At 65.1% G+C, this 13,259-nt stretch carries 13 protein-coding genes; 2 read left to right on the top strand and 11 right to left on the bottom strand.

The genetic code is table 11. The features are described 5' to 3' along the window. Positions 1 to 2 precede the first annotated feature (2 nt). From IC762_RS06630 to IC762_RS06640, 3 genes are read right to left on the bottom strand one after another with little or no spacing between them, the layout of a single operon-like run. Positions 3 to 551 carry a gluconate 2-dehydrogenase subunit 3 family protein gene (locus tag IC762_RS06630; RefSeq protein ID WP_195787895.1) on the bottom strand — a complete coding sequence of 183 codons (549 nt, stop codon included), beginning with the start codon at positions 549 to 551 and terminating at the stop codon, positions 3 to 5. Positions 552 to 584: 33 nt separating this feature from the next. After that, the gene (locus tag IC762_RS06635; RefSeq protein ID WP_195787897.1) at positions 585 to 980 is read right to left on the bottom strand and encodes a VOC family protein; all 396 of its coding nucleotides are present in this window, start codon (positions 978 to 980) and stop codon (positions 585 to 587) included. Next, positions 981 to 1,301 carry a c-type cytochrome gene (locus tag IC762_RS06640; RefSeq protein ID WP_195790019.1) on the bottom strand — a complete coding sequence of 107 codons (321 nt, stop codon included), beginning with the start codon at positions 1,299 to 1,301 and terminating at the stop codon, positions 981 to 983. A gap of 400 nt (positions 1,302 to 1,701) precedes the next feature. Here IC762_RS06640 and IC762_RS06645 point away from each other — a divergent pair, with 400 nt between their 5' ends. Then, a complete protein-coding gene (locus IC762_RS06645; protein WP_195787899.1) occupies positions 1,702 to 1,989 on the top strand; it encodes a hypothetical protein in 288 nt (95 codons plus the stop codon). Positions 1,990 to 2,042: 53 nt separating this feature from the next. Here the strand turns inward: IC762_RS06645 and arfB are convergent, their stop codons facing one another. From arfB to IC762_RS06685, 8 genes are all read right to left on the bottom strand, one after another. Further along, positions 2,043 to 2,462 carry an alternative ribosome rescue aminoacyl-tRNA hydrolase ArfB gene (gene arfB / locus IC762_RS06650; protein WP_195787901.1) on the bottom strand — a complete coding sequence of 140 codons (420 nt, stop codon included), beginning with the start codon at positions 2,460 to 2,462 and terminating at the stop codon, positions 2,043 to 2,045. Between the two features lie 301 nt (positions 2,463 to 2,763). After that, a complete protein-coding gene (locus tag IC762_RS06655; RefSeq protein ID WP_433995877.1) occupies positions 2,764 to 4,158 on the bottom strand; it encodes a M16 family metallopeptidase in 1,395 nt (464 codons plus the stop codon). Further along, complete coding sequence (locus IC762_RS06660; RefSeq protein ID WP_195787903.1) at positions 4,155 to 5,546, bottom strand: M16 family metallopeptidase; 1,392 nt, start codon at positions 5,544 to 5,546, stop codon at positions 4,155 to 4,157. Before IC762_RS06660 ends, IC762_RS06655 begins: the two co-directional genes overlap by 4 nt. A 151-nt stretch (positions 5,547 to 5,697) precedes the next feature. Then, positions 5,698 to 6,429, bottom strand: a complete 732-nt coding sequence (locus tag IC762_RS06665) for a hypothetical protein (protein WP_195787905.1) — start codon at positions 6,427 to 6,429, stop codon at positions 5,698 to 5,700. Positions 6,430 to 6,530: 101 nt separating this feature from the next. After that, positions 6,531 to 7,028, bottom strand: coding sequence for a signal peptidase II (gene lspA, locus IC762_RS06670; RefSeq protein ID WP_195787907.1), 498 nt, complete (start codon positions 7,026 to 7,028; stop codon positions 6,531 to 6,533). Between the two features lie 385 nt (positions 7,029 to 7,413). Then, complete coding sequence (ileS, locus tag IC762_RS06675) at positions 7,414 to 10,449, bottom strand: isoleucine--tRNA ligase (RefSeq protein WP_195787909.1); 3,036 nt, start codon at positions 10,447 to 10,449, stop codon at positions 7,414 to 7,416. Between the two features lie 413 nt (positions 10,450 to 10,862). After that, entirely contained in the window at positions 10,863 to 11,390 is a 528-nt protein-coding gene (locus IC762_RS06680; RefSeq protein WP_210338458.1) for a sugar O-acetyltransferase, read from the bottom strand. Between the two features lie 17 nt (positions 11,391 to 11,407). Continuing rightward, a complete protein-coding gene (locus tag IC762_RS06685) occupies positions 11,408 to 12,379 on the bottom strand; it encodes a bifunctional riboflavin kinase/FAD synthetase (RefSeq protein WP_195787913.1) in 972 nt (323 codons plus the stop codon). A 214-nt stretch (positions 12,380 to 12,593) separates the two neighbouring features. On the opposite strand from IC762_RS06685, the gene IC762_RS06690 reads away from it, so the two are divergent. Continuing rightward, complete coding sequence (locus IC762_RS06690; protein ID WP_016844467.1) at positions 12,594 to 12,989, top strand: response regulator; 396 nt, start codon at positions 12,594 to 12,596, stop codon at positions 12,987 to 12,989. Positions 12,990 to 13,259: the final 270 nt, after the last annotated feature.

Here is a 13,259-nt window from a genome sequence, read left to right on the forward strand (position 1 = left end):
GTTCAGGCCTTCGGCAGCCAGTCGATGTCGGCGAAGCCGCGCTTGATGTAGCCGCCATGCTCGGCGGAGGAGCCCTCGTAGCCGAACCGCGGCCAGACCTCTTTCTGGTTGTAGAGGGAGACGACGAGGTCGCCGCGGATCTTCTGGAAGAAGGCGCTCTCCTCGATCTTCTGCAACAGCGCGACCCGGTCGTTCTCCCAGGCGACCTGCGCATACGGCATCTTGTGGCGGTCATTGGCTTCCTGGTCGAGGCGCGCAACGCCGTCATTGATCAGCGATTTGATCGCGGGGTCCTTGGCCGCCTTGTCATCCCATGGCTTGACGGCGGTGATGTAGTAGCTGTCGCCGAGGAAATCGTGCGGATAGATGTCGCGCGCCACCTTGAGCAGCGTCTTCATCGTCGCCGGCGTCAGCGCCGAGGCGTCCTCGGCCCAGGCATCGGTGACGCCGAGACCCGTGGACGTCGCGATCGCGACCGCGGGTGCGGCTGCGGCCGCGCCTTTGAGAAAGACACGCCGGTCGTACTTGCTGCGTCGATCGATTTCTCTCATGGTTTTCTCCGTAGATTTTTGTTTGTCATTGGATCAGCCGAAGCGCCCGCCGCGCTGGATCACCTCGATCTTGTAGCCGTCGGGATCGGCGACGAAGAAGAAGCGCGCCAGCGTCTTGCCGTCGTGCTTGAAGTCGCGCAGCGGCCCGGGCGACAGCTTCTCCTTGTCGAAGCGCGCGTGCTCGGCATCGACGTCATCGACGACGACGGCGAGATGGCCGTAGCCGTCGCCGAGCGCATACGGCTCCTTGCGGTCGAAATTGACCGTGAGCTCGACCTCGAACGGCGAAGAGGGATGGCGCAGATAGATCAGTGCGAAATCGGGGAAGCGCAGATTGTCCGCGATCTCGAGGCCGAAGGCGCGGCGGTAGAAGTCGAGCGCCTTGGCCTCGTCGAGCACGCGGATCATCGAATGCACGGGTTTCGCCATTCAGTTCAGCTCCTTCAGATAGGCGATGATCATGGCGCGGGTTTCCGGCTTGGCCTGCCGATAGGCCATCACCGCGCCGGGGATCACCGCTTGCGGATTGCTCAGCCAGGCGTCGAGGTGCGCGTCATCCCAGGCGAAATCGGCCTTGGCGAAACCGGCGGAATATTTGAAGCCCTCGGCCGTGCCGGCGTGGCGGCCGATCACCTTGTAGAGCGAGGGTCCCTGGCGCACGGAATCCGATGTGTTCGTGGTGTGGCAGGTCGCGCATTGCTGCTTGAACAATGTCGGACCATCGGGCGGCTTGGCCGCGGGCAACGGCATCTGCGCGCGCGCGATGTGCACTGCAAGCATCGCGCTGCAAAACGAGAGCCCGATGATCCATCCTGCGCGCCGCATCGCCATGGTTATCCCCGCGTGTCGCAGCAAGTGTAGGGCGCCGCCCATCGGCGGTGGTAGTAGCCGGCTGTTTCATCGGAACAAAGCGCAACCGGTTTGAAGGCGCGACGACAACAAGGTGGCGGCGTCAGCGGATACGCCGCATATGTGAAGCGCAATTCCGCGAAATGGCCGCGAAAACCCTGCACGATCTCCACACGACGCGGCTTGCATGGCGCCCGCGCCGTTTGCGACATCGTCAATGCGCGTGAGGGCAGGTCCGGCGCAGCAAACGGCGCCAGCAACCGTCGAACTGTCCCGCGCGAGCAAGATCCAGGAGCAATGGATGAAATTAGCGAAGACGATCGCGATCGCATTTGCCACGTCGGCACTGCTCGCCGGCCCGGTACTGGCGCAGGGAATGGCGCCCCAGGGCCAGACCCGCGGCGGCACCACGATGCAACAAGGTGCGCCGTCGGGCAGTGCCGACGAGGAACTCAATGCGCAGCCCGGCGCGTCGACCGACAAGGCCGGCGCCACCACGAAGAGCGGCACCAAAGGCACCGTCGGGTCCGCCAGCGGCGCGCACAAGGCGACCGGTTCCACGTCGTCGTCCGGAACGAAGAAGTATTAAGACGCGATAGCCGGGTGCAGCGTGGGTCATGCGCTGCACCCGAACCGCGCCGTTCAATCGTCGAAGCGGCGGGCGCCTCGCCCCGCCTTGACGTCGCCGCGGCGCTTCTTGCCCTCGAGGCGGCGCTGCTTGGAGCCGAACGTCGGCTTGGTCGGCCGCCGCGGTTTCGGCCGCACCAGCGATTCCTTCAGCATCTCGAGCAGCCGTTCCATCGCATCCGCCCGGTTGCGTTCCTGGGTCCGAAAGCGAAAGGCGTGGATCACGATCACGCCGTCCTTGGTCATCCGGCTGCCGGCGAGCCGCACCAGCCGCTCCGCCGCATCCGGCGGCAGTTCGATCTTGCGCGTGTCGAAGCGGAGTTGTGCCGCGGTCGAGACCTTGTTGACATTCTGTCCGCCCGGACCGGAGGCGCGGACAAAGACGATCTCGATGTCGTTCTCGTCGATCGTGAGGTCGCGGGACACCCGCAGCATGGCAGCACCAGCAGAGGAAGAATCGGCTGACGCAATGTAGCGGGTTTGCGCTGATCGTGCTTGGGCGGCGTTGATGCAGCGCTGATGACGTCTGCGATCGGAGCCCGCGGACCCCTCTCCCCAACCCTCCCCCGCAAGGGGGAGGGAGCCCTAACGCCGGTGCGTCCCTTACCGATCCCAATCTTTCGAGCGCTGCAAGTTGTGACGCGACGTGAGGTGAGCACACGTCTCCGGCTCCCTCCCCCCTTGCGGGGGAGGGTTGGGGAGAGGGGTGGCCGCAACGGCGGTGTAGAGGGAGAGCTCAGTTCGCCTTCGGCGGCGCCGATACCGGCTGCGCGGCGGCTTGCGGGGCGCGGCCGACGATGACGGTCAAAAGGCCGTCGCCCCACAGCTTCTTGGCGACGCGCTTGGTGTCGTCGAGCGTCACCGCGTCGACGATGGCGTTGCGCTTCTCGATGTAGTCGATCGGCAGTTTGTCGAGCTGGTATTGCAGCATGGCCTGCGCCAGCTTCGATGAGGTGTCGAGCGCGAGCATCTGCGAGCCCTTCAGGTACGACTTCGCCTCGTCGAGCTCCCTCTCGGTCGGGCCTTCGGTGGCGATGCGGCGGATCTCCGCCTCGATCGCATCGACGGTCTCGCCGGCGCGGTCGGCGCGGGTGCCGGTGTTGCCGATGAACAGCGACGAGTGCTCCATCCAGATCAGCGCCTCATAGACCGAATAGGCCAGCCCGCGCTTCTCGCGCACTTCCTTGTAGAGCCGCGACGACAGTCCGCCGCCGCCGAGGATGTGGTTCACCACATAAGCTGCCATGAAATCCGGATCGTGGCGGCGCACGCCGGGGCCGCCGAAGGTGACCACGGTCTGCGGCACGTCGAGCGGGATGAAGGCGCGCTGCGGCGGCTTGGTCGCGACGATGTCGGGGACCGGCGTCAGCTCGGCCTTGGCCGGCAGGGCGCCGAAGGTCTTGTCCAAGAGCTTGCCGAGCGTATCGGGATCGACGTCGCCGACCACGGCGATGCGCAGCGTGTCCTTGGCGATGATCCGGCGGGTATAGTCCTTGAGGTCCGCGATATCGATGGTCGGCACGCTCTCCAGCGTGCCGGTCGCCTGCCGTCCATAGGGATGATCGCCGAACGCGACCTCGAGGAATTTGCGGCCGGCCAGCGCCGACGGATTGGTCGATTCCCGGCGCAGGTTCGAGATCACCTGGGCGCGGATGCGTTCGACATCCTTCGGGTCGAAGTGCGGCGAGGTCAGCGCGGTGCGCAACAGCTCGTAGGCCTCGTCCTTGTTGTCCTTGAGCATGCGCAGCGAACCGCGGAAATGATCGCGCGTCGCCTGGAAGCTGAGCTCGATGGCGCGGCGGTCGAGCCGCTCGTGATAGGACTTGGAATCGAGATCGCCGGAGCCCTCGTCGAGCAGGTCGGCGACCAGATTGCCGACGCCGGGCTTGCCGGCCGGATCCTGGCCGGCGCCGCCGCTGAAGGCGTATTCCATCGCGATCAGGGGCACGGTGGCGTCCTGCACGAACCAGGCCTCGATGCCGCCGGGCGACACCAGGTGCTGGATCTTGGCCGCGGCCTGCGAGGGCGCCGATGACAGCGTCAGCAATGCGGCGCAGGCGCCGCCGATCAGCACCGTGCGACGGGTGAGAGTGCGACGCGTGAGAGTGCGGCGGGTGAGGGAATGGATCACGAGCGCTTCTCCTCGCGTTTCGCCGTCGTATCCTTGATCAGATAGCCGGTTACCGAGCGGTTCTTGTCGAGCCATTTGGCGGCGGCGGTGCGCACCTGCTCGGCGGTGACGGCGCGGATCTTTTCCGGCCAGCTCCTGATGTCGTCGATGCTGAGCCCGGTGGTCAGCGCGCCGCCATACCAGCGCGCCAGCGTCGCCTGGTTGTCCTGGGCGTAGATCGCCTCCGCGATCAGCTGGGTCTTGACCCGTTCGAGGTCCTCGGCCTTGGCGGTGTTTTGCGCGAGGTCGGCGATCACCTTGTCGATGGCGTCCTCGATCTGGGCGAACTCGACGCCGGGCTTCGGCGTCACCGAGATCGAGAATTGCGACGGATCGACCGCGGTGCCCTGGTAGCCGGCGCCGGCGGAGATCGCGAGACCCTTGTCGAGCACCAGCGAACGATAGAGATAGGAGTTGGCGCCGCCGCCCATCAATTGCGCGAGCACGTCGAGCGCCTGGCTCTCGCCGGCCGCCGCCGTGGTCGCCGAGGGCACCAGATAGTAGCGGCGCAGGCCGGGCTGCTCGACGCGCGGATCCGCCAGCGTCACGGTGCGCGGCGCCACCGGGGTCGGCTCCTGCGGCCGCACGCGCTTCTCGGGGATCGCAGGCTGCGCCGGGATCGGGCCGAAATTCTTCTCGACCAGCGGGCGGATATCTTTGACGTCGACGTCGCCGGCGATGACCAGGATGGCGTTGTTCGGGGCATAGAAGCGCTTGTAGAAGGCGAGCGCGTCCACGCGGTCGAGCTTCTCGATCTCCTGGTGCCAGCCGATCACCGGCCGGCCGTAGGGGTGATTGAGATAGAGCGCGGCCATGATCTGCTCGGTCAGCCGCGCGTCGGGATTGTTGGCGACCCGCATGTTGTATTCTTCGAGCACGACGTCGCGCTCGGGCAGCACGTTTTCGTCCTTGAGGATCAGGCCGGTCATGCGGTCGGCCTCGAACTCCATCATGGTCGGGAGCTGCTCGCGCGGCACGCGCTGGAAGTAGCCGGTGTAGTCGTTGGAGGTGAAGGCGTTCTCGTTGCCGCCGACCCGCAGCACGGTCTGCGAGAACTCGCCGGCCGGATGCTTGGCGGTGCCCTTGAACATCAGATGCTCGAGGAAATGCGCCAGCCCCGACTTGCCCGGGGTCTCGTCGGCCGAGCCGACCTTGTACCAGATCATCTGCGTCACAACAGGCGTGCGGTGATCGGGGATCACCACGACCTGCAGGCCGTTATCGAGCGTGAAGCTGGCGGGGCGTTCCGAGGTGACCGTGGTCTGGGCATGCAGGCCGCTGGTCGACAACGGGACCGTGGAGACGAATGCGGCAGCGAACAGGGCAATCGATCGGCGTGAGCGCATCATGATCCTTAATCAAAACCCCGACACAGGTCGGGGCGCGAAAGCACGGCATGGTACACGCGACGACCCGTGCCTGATGTCACGAAGCGGAGAGACGGACATCACGCCGCATTAAGCTTTGCTCATGTCAGGCGCTACGCCAACGGCCAAGCGCTTACTGGACCGGCTTTCCGGTCATGACGTCGAACTGGCCTTCCTTGGCCAGCGGGGCCATCGGTCCCGTGCCGTAGGCGAAATTCGATGACGGCGTCTGGTAGCCCGCAGGCGGCTCGGTCAGGCTGTCGCGGGTCGGCTCACCCTTGAACGGCTTCTGCTCGGAGCTGTTGCCCTTGAAGACGCCAAGCAGCCCACCGGTGTAGCCGAGCTCGGCCGGCATCAACGACGGATTCTTGGTCACGCCCGGCTCGATCGGCTCCTTGCTGGTATCGCTCGCGGTCTGCTGCTTGCGGCCCGCATCGATCTCGGCCTGGGTCAGCGGCACCGCTTCCTGCCAGGGCTCCTTCTTGACTTCCTTCTTGCGCGCCGCGATGGCGGCCTTGCGCTTGGCGATATCGGGGTCCTTCGGCCAGTTCGGCGCGTTGGCTTCCGCGGTGGAGGCCGGCGGCGGCAGGTCGAGCCTGGGCGGCACCACCAGCGGCGAACGCTCGCGGTAGTCGATGCCCTTGCTGGCCGCGCTCTTGGCGCCGAGGCCGGTCATCAGATTGTCGACGATGCGTTCTTCGAAGGTCAGGCCGTCGTCGCCGTCATCGTCATCGTCGCCGGCGCGCACCGGGCCCGCCGTCATGACGAGGCCGATCCCGGCCGCGACGAACGCCAGGCGGAGGCCGCGCAGCAGTGTCAGCCGGGACGTTTCGTTCAGGTCGTTGCGGGCCTTGGTGTTGCGCATCGCGCTATCCCCATCTCAAATTCGGCAAAGCGATCACTGGCTTAGGCACAGTTCCGCTGCATGCTGCATGTCGACCGCCGACCGGCTCCTATCGGCCGGGATCAGGGCGCTTTTGCGGCGGGGACCCCCAGCAGGGAATCATACAATAGTGCTGCCACGCCAGCAACGATGGCCACATCGGCGACGTTGAAGATGTACCAATTATAGGTTTTGCCGCTGATTTCGATATGAAACAGGGCAAAATCGACCACCGCGCCATAGGCGAAGCGGTCGATGCCGTTGCCGATGGCGCCCCCGATGATCAGGCCGAGGGAGACCGTGGCGAGCCAGGTCCGCGACCGCGCCATCCAGACCGCCAGCGCAATCACCGCGGCCACCTTGACCGCCATCAGGACGATCTGGGCCGTCGGGCTCTCGCTCTGGAACCAGCCGAAGCTGATGCCCGGATTCCAGGCCAGCACCAGGTCGAAGAACGGCGTCACCCGCACCGCTCCGAGGCGGACGATGTCGAGCACGTGGAGCAGCCAGAGTTTCGAGGCCTGGTCGGCGATCAGGGTTGCGATCGCCGCCAGCACGCCGGCGCGGAGGGGGGGATTCATCTGCGCCCCACCAAAGCCATCGTCCCCGCGAAGGCCGTAGGGCATGTACATGTCTTGTGCGACGGTTCACATGTCAGGAGCGCACCTATGGATGGGTTCCCTCCCCCCTTGCGGGGGAGGGTTAGGGAGAGGGGTAAGCCGCACGCGTGGTGTTTGTGGCTTACCCCTCTCTCCAACTCTCCCCCGCAAGGGGGGAGAGAGCCCTCCCACCGCTCGTGCGGCCCTAAGCAGGAGCGGTTGATTGAGACGTGTGCATGCCCTAGGGCGAGCGCAGAGATCCATACGCCGTGTCGGGTGTTGTTTGAATGACTCTGGGTCATCAATCGTCGTCCGTTCAGACAGCGGTGGTTATGGGTCCCGGCTTTCGCCGGGACGACGGCAGATATTAGGCCGTGATCCCCAGCGCTTTCCATTCGCGCAGCGCCTGCGCATCGCGCGGCGAGACGTCGGGATACTCAGGGTCTTCCCCGATCGTGGGCAGGATCTTCCACGACCGCGCGCACTTCGTGCCGACCGCCTTCTCGACCACCACGGCGACGCCGGGCACCGCATCGAGGCGGAAGGCGTCGGCCGGCGCTTCGCCCTCGCGCACCTCGTAGTTCGAGGTGATGCAGACTTCGGCGAGATCGACGTCGAACAGCGTCGCCAGCATGCTTCTGTCGGCGATGAAGATGACCGGCGAGGCTTCCAGCGACGACCCAATCCGCTTGGCGGCGCGTTCGAGCTCGAGCGCACCGGTGACGACGCGGCGGACGTTACGAATGGTCTCCCATTTCGCGGCGAGCGCCTCGTCGCGATACTGCGCGAGGTCCTCGGGGAACAGGGTCAGATGCACCGACGGCTCCGCGTTCGGCCGATACATCTGCCAGGCCTCTTCGGTGGTGAAGCTCATGATCGGCGCGAGCCATTTCAGGATCGCGTCGCAGAGCATGTCGATCGTGGTCAACGCCGCCTTGCGCGTCACCGAGGACGGCGGATCGCAATACAGCGTGTCCTTGCGGATGTCGAAATAGAACGCCGACAGCTCGGAGTTCATGAACGCCGCAAGGCTCGCGACCACGGTCTTGTAGTCGAACGCGGCATAGGCCTTGCGGATGGTTTCGGCATGGCCGGCGAGTTCGTGCAGCATCAGCCGCTCGAGCTCGGGCATCTCGTCCGTGGCGACCTTCTCGGTCGGCTTGTAGTGATGCAGCGTGCCGAGCATCCAGCGGATCGAGTTGCGCAGCTTGCGATAGGTCTCGATGGTGTTCTTGAGGATCTCCGGGCCGATCCGCTGGTCGTCGGCATAGTCGGTGGCGCAGACCCACAGGCGCAGGATGTCGGCGCCGGAATCCTTGATCACCTTCTGCGGCTCGACGGTGTTGCCGAGCGACTTCGACATCTTGCGGCCGTTCTCGTCTAGCGTGAAGCCGTGGGTCAGCACGATATCGTAGGGCGCACGGCCGCGGGTGCCGGCGCTCTCCAGCAGCGAGGAGTGGAACCAGCCGCGATGCTGGTCGCTTCCTTCCAGATACATCACGGTGTCGTCGCCGCCGTCGATCTTGCGGACGATGTTGCCGAGCTGCGGGAAATTCTGGCGGTCTTCCAGCACGAAGGCATGCGTGGAGCCGGAATCGAACCAGACGTCGCAGATGTCGTCGACCTTCTTCCAGTCTTCGCTCGCGCGGGACCCGAGGAAACGCTCGCGCGCGCCCGCCATGTACCAGGCGTCGGCGCCTTCCTCCATGAAGGCCTCGGCGATGCGCTGGTTGACGACCTCATCCTCCAGGATCTCGGCCGAGCCGTCGGCTTTCTCGCGCACGAATACCGCAATCGGCACGCCCCAGGCGCGCTGCCGCGAGATCACCCAGTCGGGCCGGTTGGCGATCATGCCGTTGATGCGGTTCTCGCCGGCCGGCGGCACCCATTGCGTCACCGAGATCGCATGCAGCGCGCGGGCGCGCAGCGTGTCGCCCTTCTTGGCATGGCCGTTCTCGGCGATGGGCATAGCCCCGGGCTTGCCCGGGGCGTCTACGATGGGTTTGTCCATCGCGATGAACCATTGCGGCGTGTTGCGGAAGATCACCGGCTTCTTGGAGCGCCAGGAATGCGGATACTGGTGCTTGAGCCGGCCGCGCGCCAAGAGCTTGCCGGCCTCGATCAGCGCCTTGATGACGGCTTCGTTGGCATCGCCCTTCTCGCCCTTGTCGTTGATCACGCGCTTGCCGGTGAAACCGGGCGCGTGATCGGTGAGGGCGCCGTTTTCATCGACCGTGTAGGGAATCGTGGTGTTGATGCCGCGGCTCTCGAGCTCGCGCGCATTCGCCATCCAGACGTCGAAGTCCTCGCGGCCGTGACCGGGCGCGGTGTGCACGAAGCCGGTACCGGTGTCGTCGGTGACGTGGTCGCCGGCCAGCAGCGGCACGGTGAATTCATAGCCGCCCGCGAGACCCTTCAACGGATGCGCGCATTCGACGGCATCGAGCGTGTCGGCCGGGATGTCGCGCACCTTCTCATAGGCGGTGACGCGCGCCTGCTTGAACACCTCTGCGGCGAGCGCGTCCGCGAGGATCAGGAGATCGCCGGCCTTCGCCCAATTGTCCGCCGGCGCGTCCGTGACCTTGTACAGGCCATAGCCGATCTTCGGCGAGAACGAGATCGCGCGGTTGCCGGGCAGCGTCCACGGCGTGGTGGTCCAGATCACGACCGAGGCATTGGCGAGCGCGCCATGCGCCGGCGAAGTGACCGGGAATTTCACCCATACCATATCGGAGGTGTAATCCTCGTACTCGACCTCGGCCTCGGCCAGCGCGGTCTTCTCGACCACGCTCCACATCACCGGCTTGGAGCCGCGATAGAGCGTGCCGTTGGCGGCGAACTTCATCAATTCGCGCGCGATCTGCGCCTCGGCGGGATAGCTCATCGTCTCGTAGGGATGGTCCCAGTCGCCGATGATGCCGAGCCGCTTGAACTCCTCGCGCTGCACGTTGATCCAGTGCGTCGCATAGGCACGGCATTCCCTGCGGAACGCGACCATCGCGGCGGAGTCGCGGAAGTCCGGCTTCTGCTTGCCCTTGGAGCGGTAGTTCTCCTCCTCGATCTTCCATTCGATCGGCAGGCCGTGGCAGTCCCAACCCGGCACGTAATTGGAGTCGAAGCCGAGCATCTGCTGGCTCTTGGTCACGACATCCTTGAGGATCTTGTTCAGGGCATGCCCGATATGGATGTTGCCGTTGGCATAGGGCGGCCCGTCATGCAGCACGAATTTAGCGCGGCCCTCGGCGTTCCGGCGCAGCCTGTCGTAGAGGCCGATCTCGTTCCAGTAATTCAGGATTTCCGGCTCGCGCTGCGGCAGGCCGGCGCGCATCGGGAATTCCGTCTGCGGCAAATAGAGGGTCTTCGAATAGTCTTTGGCGTCGGTCTTTTGCGGCTTGTCGGACATGGCTTGTGATCTGGGGCTCTGATCTGGCAGGTGAGGGCGCGGATACGCGATCATTCGCGGGGTGAAACGACGAAGTCCCGGTCTTGCGCCGAGCCCGTCAGGCTCAGGCGGAAGCCGGGCCGCTAATCCGTATGATGCGCCGCGAAAACATGGGGTTTTCCATAGCAGCAGGGCGAGAAAATCGCAAAGCCCCCGGGTTGGCCTGCGGGCTGTTCCGAGGGAGCCGCAGCCCACCAGGCGCACGAGACATTCAACGTCGTCCTGGCGAAAGCCAGGACCCATTACCCCAAGGGCATGTTTGTTGCGGTGCCGGGGCCACCATCCCGTTCCCGACCAAATTCAATGGAAATGGGTCCTGGCTTTCGCCAGGACGACGGGGGTGGGGAGACTGCGTGCTCTATCTCTTACCGTCCCTAAGCACCCCGCGGCCGGGCCGGATTGCCCGCCACGATCGCGCCGGGGGCGACGTCCCGCGTGACCACGCTGCCGGCCCCGACCAGGGCGCCGTCGCCGATCGTGACGCCGGGCAGGATGATGGCACCGCCGCCGATCCAGACGTCGCTGCCGATCCGGATCGGGCGGCCGAATTCCAGCCCGTCCCGCCTTGTCGCGGCGTCGCGCGGATGGTCGGCGGTATAGACCTGCACCGCGGGTCCGATCTGGGTGCGGTCACCGATCGCGACCTCGACCACATCGAGGATCACGCAATTGAAGTTGAGGAACACGCCGTCGCCGAGGCTGATGTTATAGCCATAGTCGCAGAAGAACGGCGGACGGATCACGGCATCCTTGCCGGCCCGATGGAAGCGCTCGGCAAGCAGCGCGTGCAGCTCGCCGGCCGAAGCCGCTCCCGATGCGTTGTAGCGGGCCATCCATTGTTCCGCCGCGGTGTGGTCGGCAGCGAGTTCTGCGTCGGGACGATAGAGCTCGCCCGCGAGCATCTTTTGCTTTTCAGTCTTCAACCAATCGCTCCGAGCTTCGGGAACGCGTCCGGCGCCGCGGCGAGGGTCGCGCGCGCGGTGGCGCTGTCGTCGTCCATCTGGCGTATCAACGCCTCGATGGTGTCGAATTTCAGCTCTTCGCGAATGAAACCGATGAATGCGACATCGAGCACGGTGTCGTAGAGATCGCCCTTGAAGTCGAACAGGAACACTTCGAGCAGCGGCGCGCCGTTGTCGAAGGTCGGACGGCGGCCGAAGCTCGCAACGCCGTCGAACCGCTCGGATCCGCGGCCGACCCGCACCGCATAGATGCCGTGCTTCAGCCCGCAATGCTTGTCGAGGCGGATATTGGCGGTGGGATAGCCGAGGTCGCGGCCGCGCTTCTCGCCATGGATCACCGGGCCTGTGACGAACCACGGTCCACCCAGCATCGTGGTCGCCTCGCTGATCTCGCCCTCGGCGAGCGCCATGCGGATCGCGCTCGACGACACCGGGCGCTCCTCGATGTCGACATGCGCCTGCACGTCGACCTCGATGCCGAGCCGCGGCGCTTCGCTGACCAGGAGGCTCGGCGAGCCGACGCGGCCTTTGCCGAAATGGAAGTCGTAGCCGACCGCGATCCCGCTGATGCCGAGCCGTTCGATCAGGTCATGATGAATGAAGTCCTGCGCCGTGGTGCCGGCGCGCGCTCTGTCGAAGGTCATGACCACGGCACCGGCAAGCCCGGTCGCCGCGAGCAGCCGCAGCTTGTTGGTCTCGTCCGTGAGACGGAATTGCGGAGTGTTCGGGCTGAAGAAGCTGCGCGGATGCGGCTCGAAGGTCACGGCCAGCGCCGGCACGCCGCGCGCTTTGCCCATCGCCAGCGCCGCGCCAATCACGGCGCGGTGGCCGAGATGGACGCCGTCGAAATTGCCCATCGCGACCACGGCGCCCTTCGGTATCGCGCTTGCGGGGGTGGTGTCGCGGATAACGGTAAAGCCGGTGCTCATGTCTTCGATTCTTCAGGGATTCTTAAGCATGAATGTTGCGGCCGGACCGTGACGCGGCGGCAGCGTGGAAGTCAAGCGCGGCGAAAATCGCGTCAAATCCGTAACAATCCGGATTCAGCCGGTTAACGCGCTGTTTAACGCCTGCTGTTAGTCCTTTGCCGAGAGCTGTGGTCGCGCAGAAGCGTCTTTGCATTAGAGTAGTTTGGGGGAAAAGATGGCGGTTGATTTGTCCATGCCGGTTCTGGTGGTTGATGACTACAGCACCATGATCCGCATCATCCGGAATCTTCTCAAGCAGCTCGGGTTCGAGAATATCGACGACGCCTCCGACGGCTCGGCGGCGCTGAACAAGATGCGCGGCAAGAAATACGGCCTGGTGATTTCCGACTGGAATATGGAGCCGATGACCGGCTACGACCTGCTCAAGGAAGTCCGCGCCGATCCCAATCTGGCGACCACGCCCTTCATCATGATCACGGCGGAATCCAAGACCGAGAACGTGATCGCGGCCAAGAAGGCAGGCGTCAACAACTACATCGTCAAGCCGTTCAACGCCGCCACGCTGAAGACCAAGATCGAGGCGGTCTTCCCCGACATGGCGACGGCGTAAGCGCGCCTCCAAGCATCAGCATCGTCGATTGCGTCATGCCCGGGCTCGTCCCGGGCATCCATGTTTTTGCGCCCGTCAGAGGACGGACATCGCATATGGCATTTGCGGGCTCTGGAACTGACGCCTCCACATCGTCATGGCCGGGCTTGTCCCGGCCATCCACGTCTCGCTTTGCGTGGAAACCAAGGACGTGGATGCCCGGGACAAGCCCGGGCATGACGGGCTGTGGGACGCGGTCGATATGCATATGCGATAGCTCTGCCGTCAGCG

It is taken from the genome of Bradyrhizobium genosp. L, assembly GCF_015624485.1.
Lineage (GTDB): Bacteria > Pseudomonadota > Alphaproteobacteria > Rhizobiales > Xanthobacteraceae > Bradyrhizobium.

Coding starts and splice junctions, on each gene's coding strand:
- IC762_RS06690 (WP_016844467.1), top strand. CDS start 12,594: ATGGCGGTTGATTTGTCCATGCCGGTTCTGGTGGTTGATGACTACAGC.
- IC762_RS06660 (WP_195787903.1), bottom strand. CDS start 5,546: ATGATGCGCTCACGCCGATCGATTGCCCTGTTCGCTGCCGCATTCGTC.
- IC762_RS06645 (WP_195787899.1), top strand. CDS start 1,702: ATGAAATTAGCGAAGACGATCGCGATCGCATTTGCCACGTCGGCACTG.
- ileS (WP_195787909.1), bottom strand. CDS start 10,449: ATGTCCGACAAGCCGCAAAAGACCGACGCCAAAGACTATTCGAAGACC.
- IC762_RS06685 (WP_195787913.1), bottom strand. CDS start 12,379: ATGAGCACCGGCTTTACCGTTATCCGCGACACCACCCCCGCAAGCGCG.
- IC762_RS06665 (WP_195787905.1), bottom strand. CDS start 6,429: ATGCGCAACACCAAGGCCCGCAACGACCTGAACGAAACGTCCCGGCTG.
- IC762_RS06630 (WP_195787895.1), bottom strand. CDS start 551: ATGAGAGAAATCGATCGACGCAGCAAGTACGACCGGCGTGTCTTTCTC.
- lspA (WP_195787907.1), bottom strand. CDS start 7,028: ATGAATCCCCCCCTCCGCGCCGGCGTGCTGGCGGCGATCGCAACCCTG.
- arfB (WP_195787901.1), bottom strand. CDS start 2,462: ATGCTGCGGGTGTCCCGCGACCTCACGATCGACGAGAACGACATCGAG.
- IC762_RS06640 (WP_195790019.1), bottom strand. CDS start 1,301: ATGCCGTTGCCCGCGGCCAAGCCGCCCGATGGTCCGACATTGTTCAAG.
- IC762_RS06680 (WP_210338458.1), bottom strand. CDS start 11,390: ATGCTCGCGGGCGAGCTCTATCGTCCCGACGCAGAACTCGCTGCCGAC.
- IC762_RS06635 (WP_195787897.1), bottom strand. CDS start 980: ATGGCGAAACCCGTGCATTCGATGATCCGCGTGCTCGACGAGGCCAAG.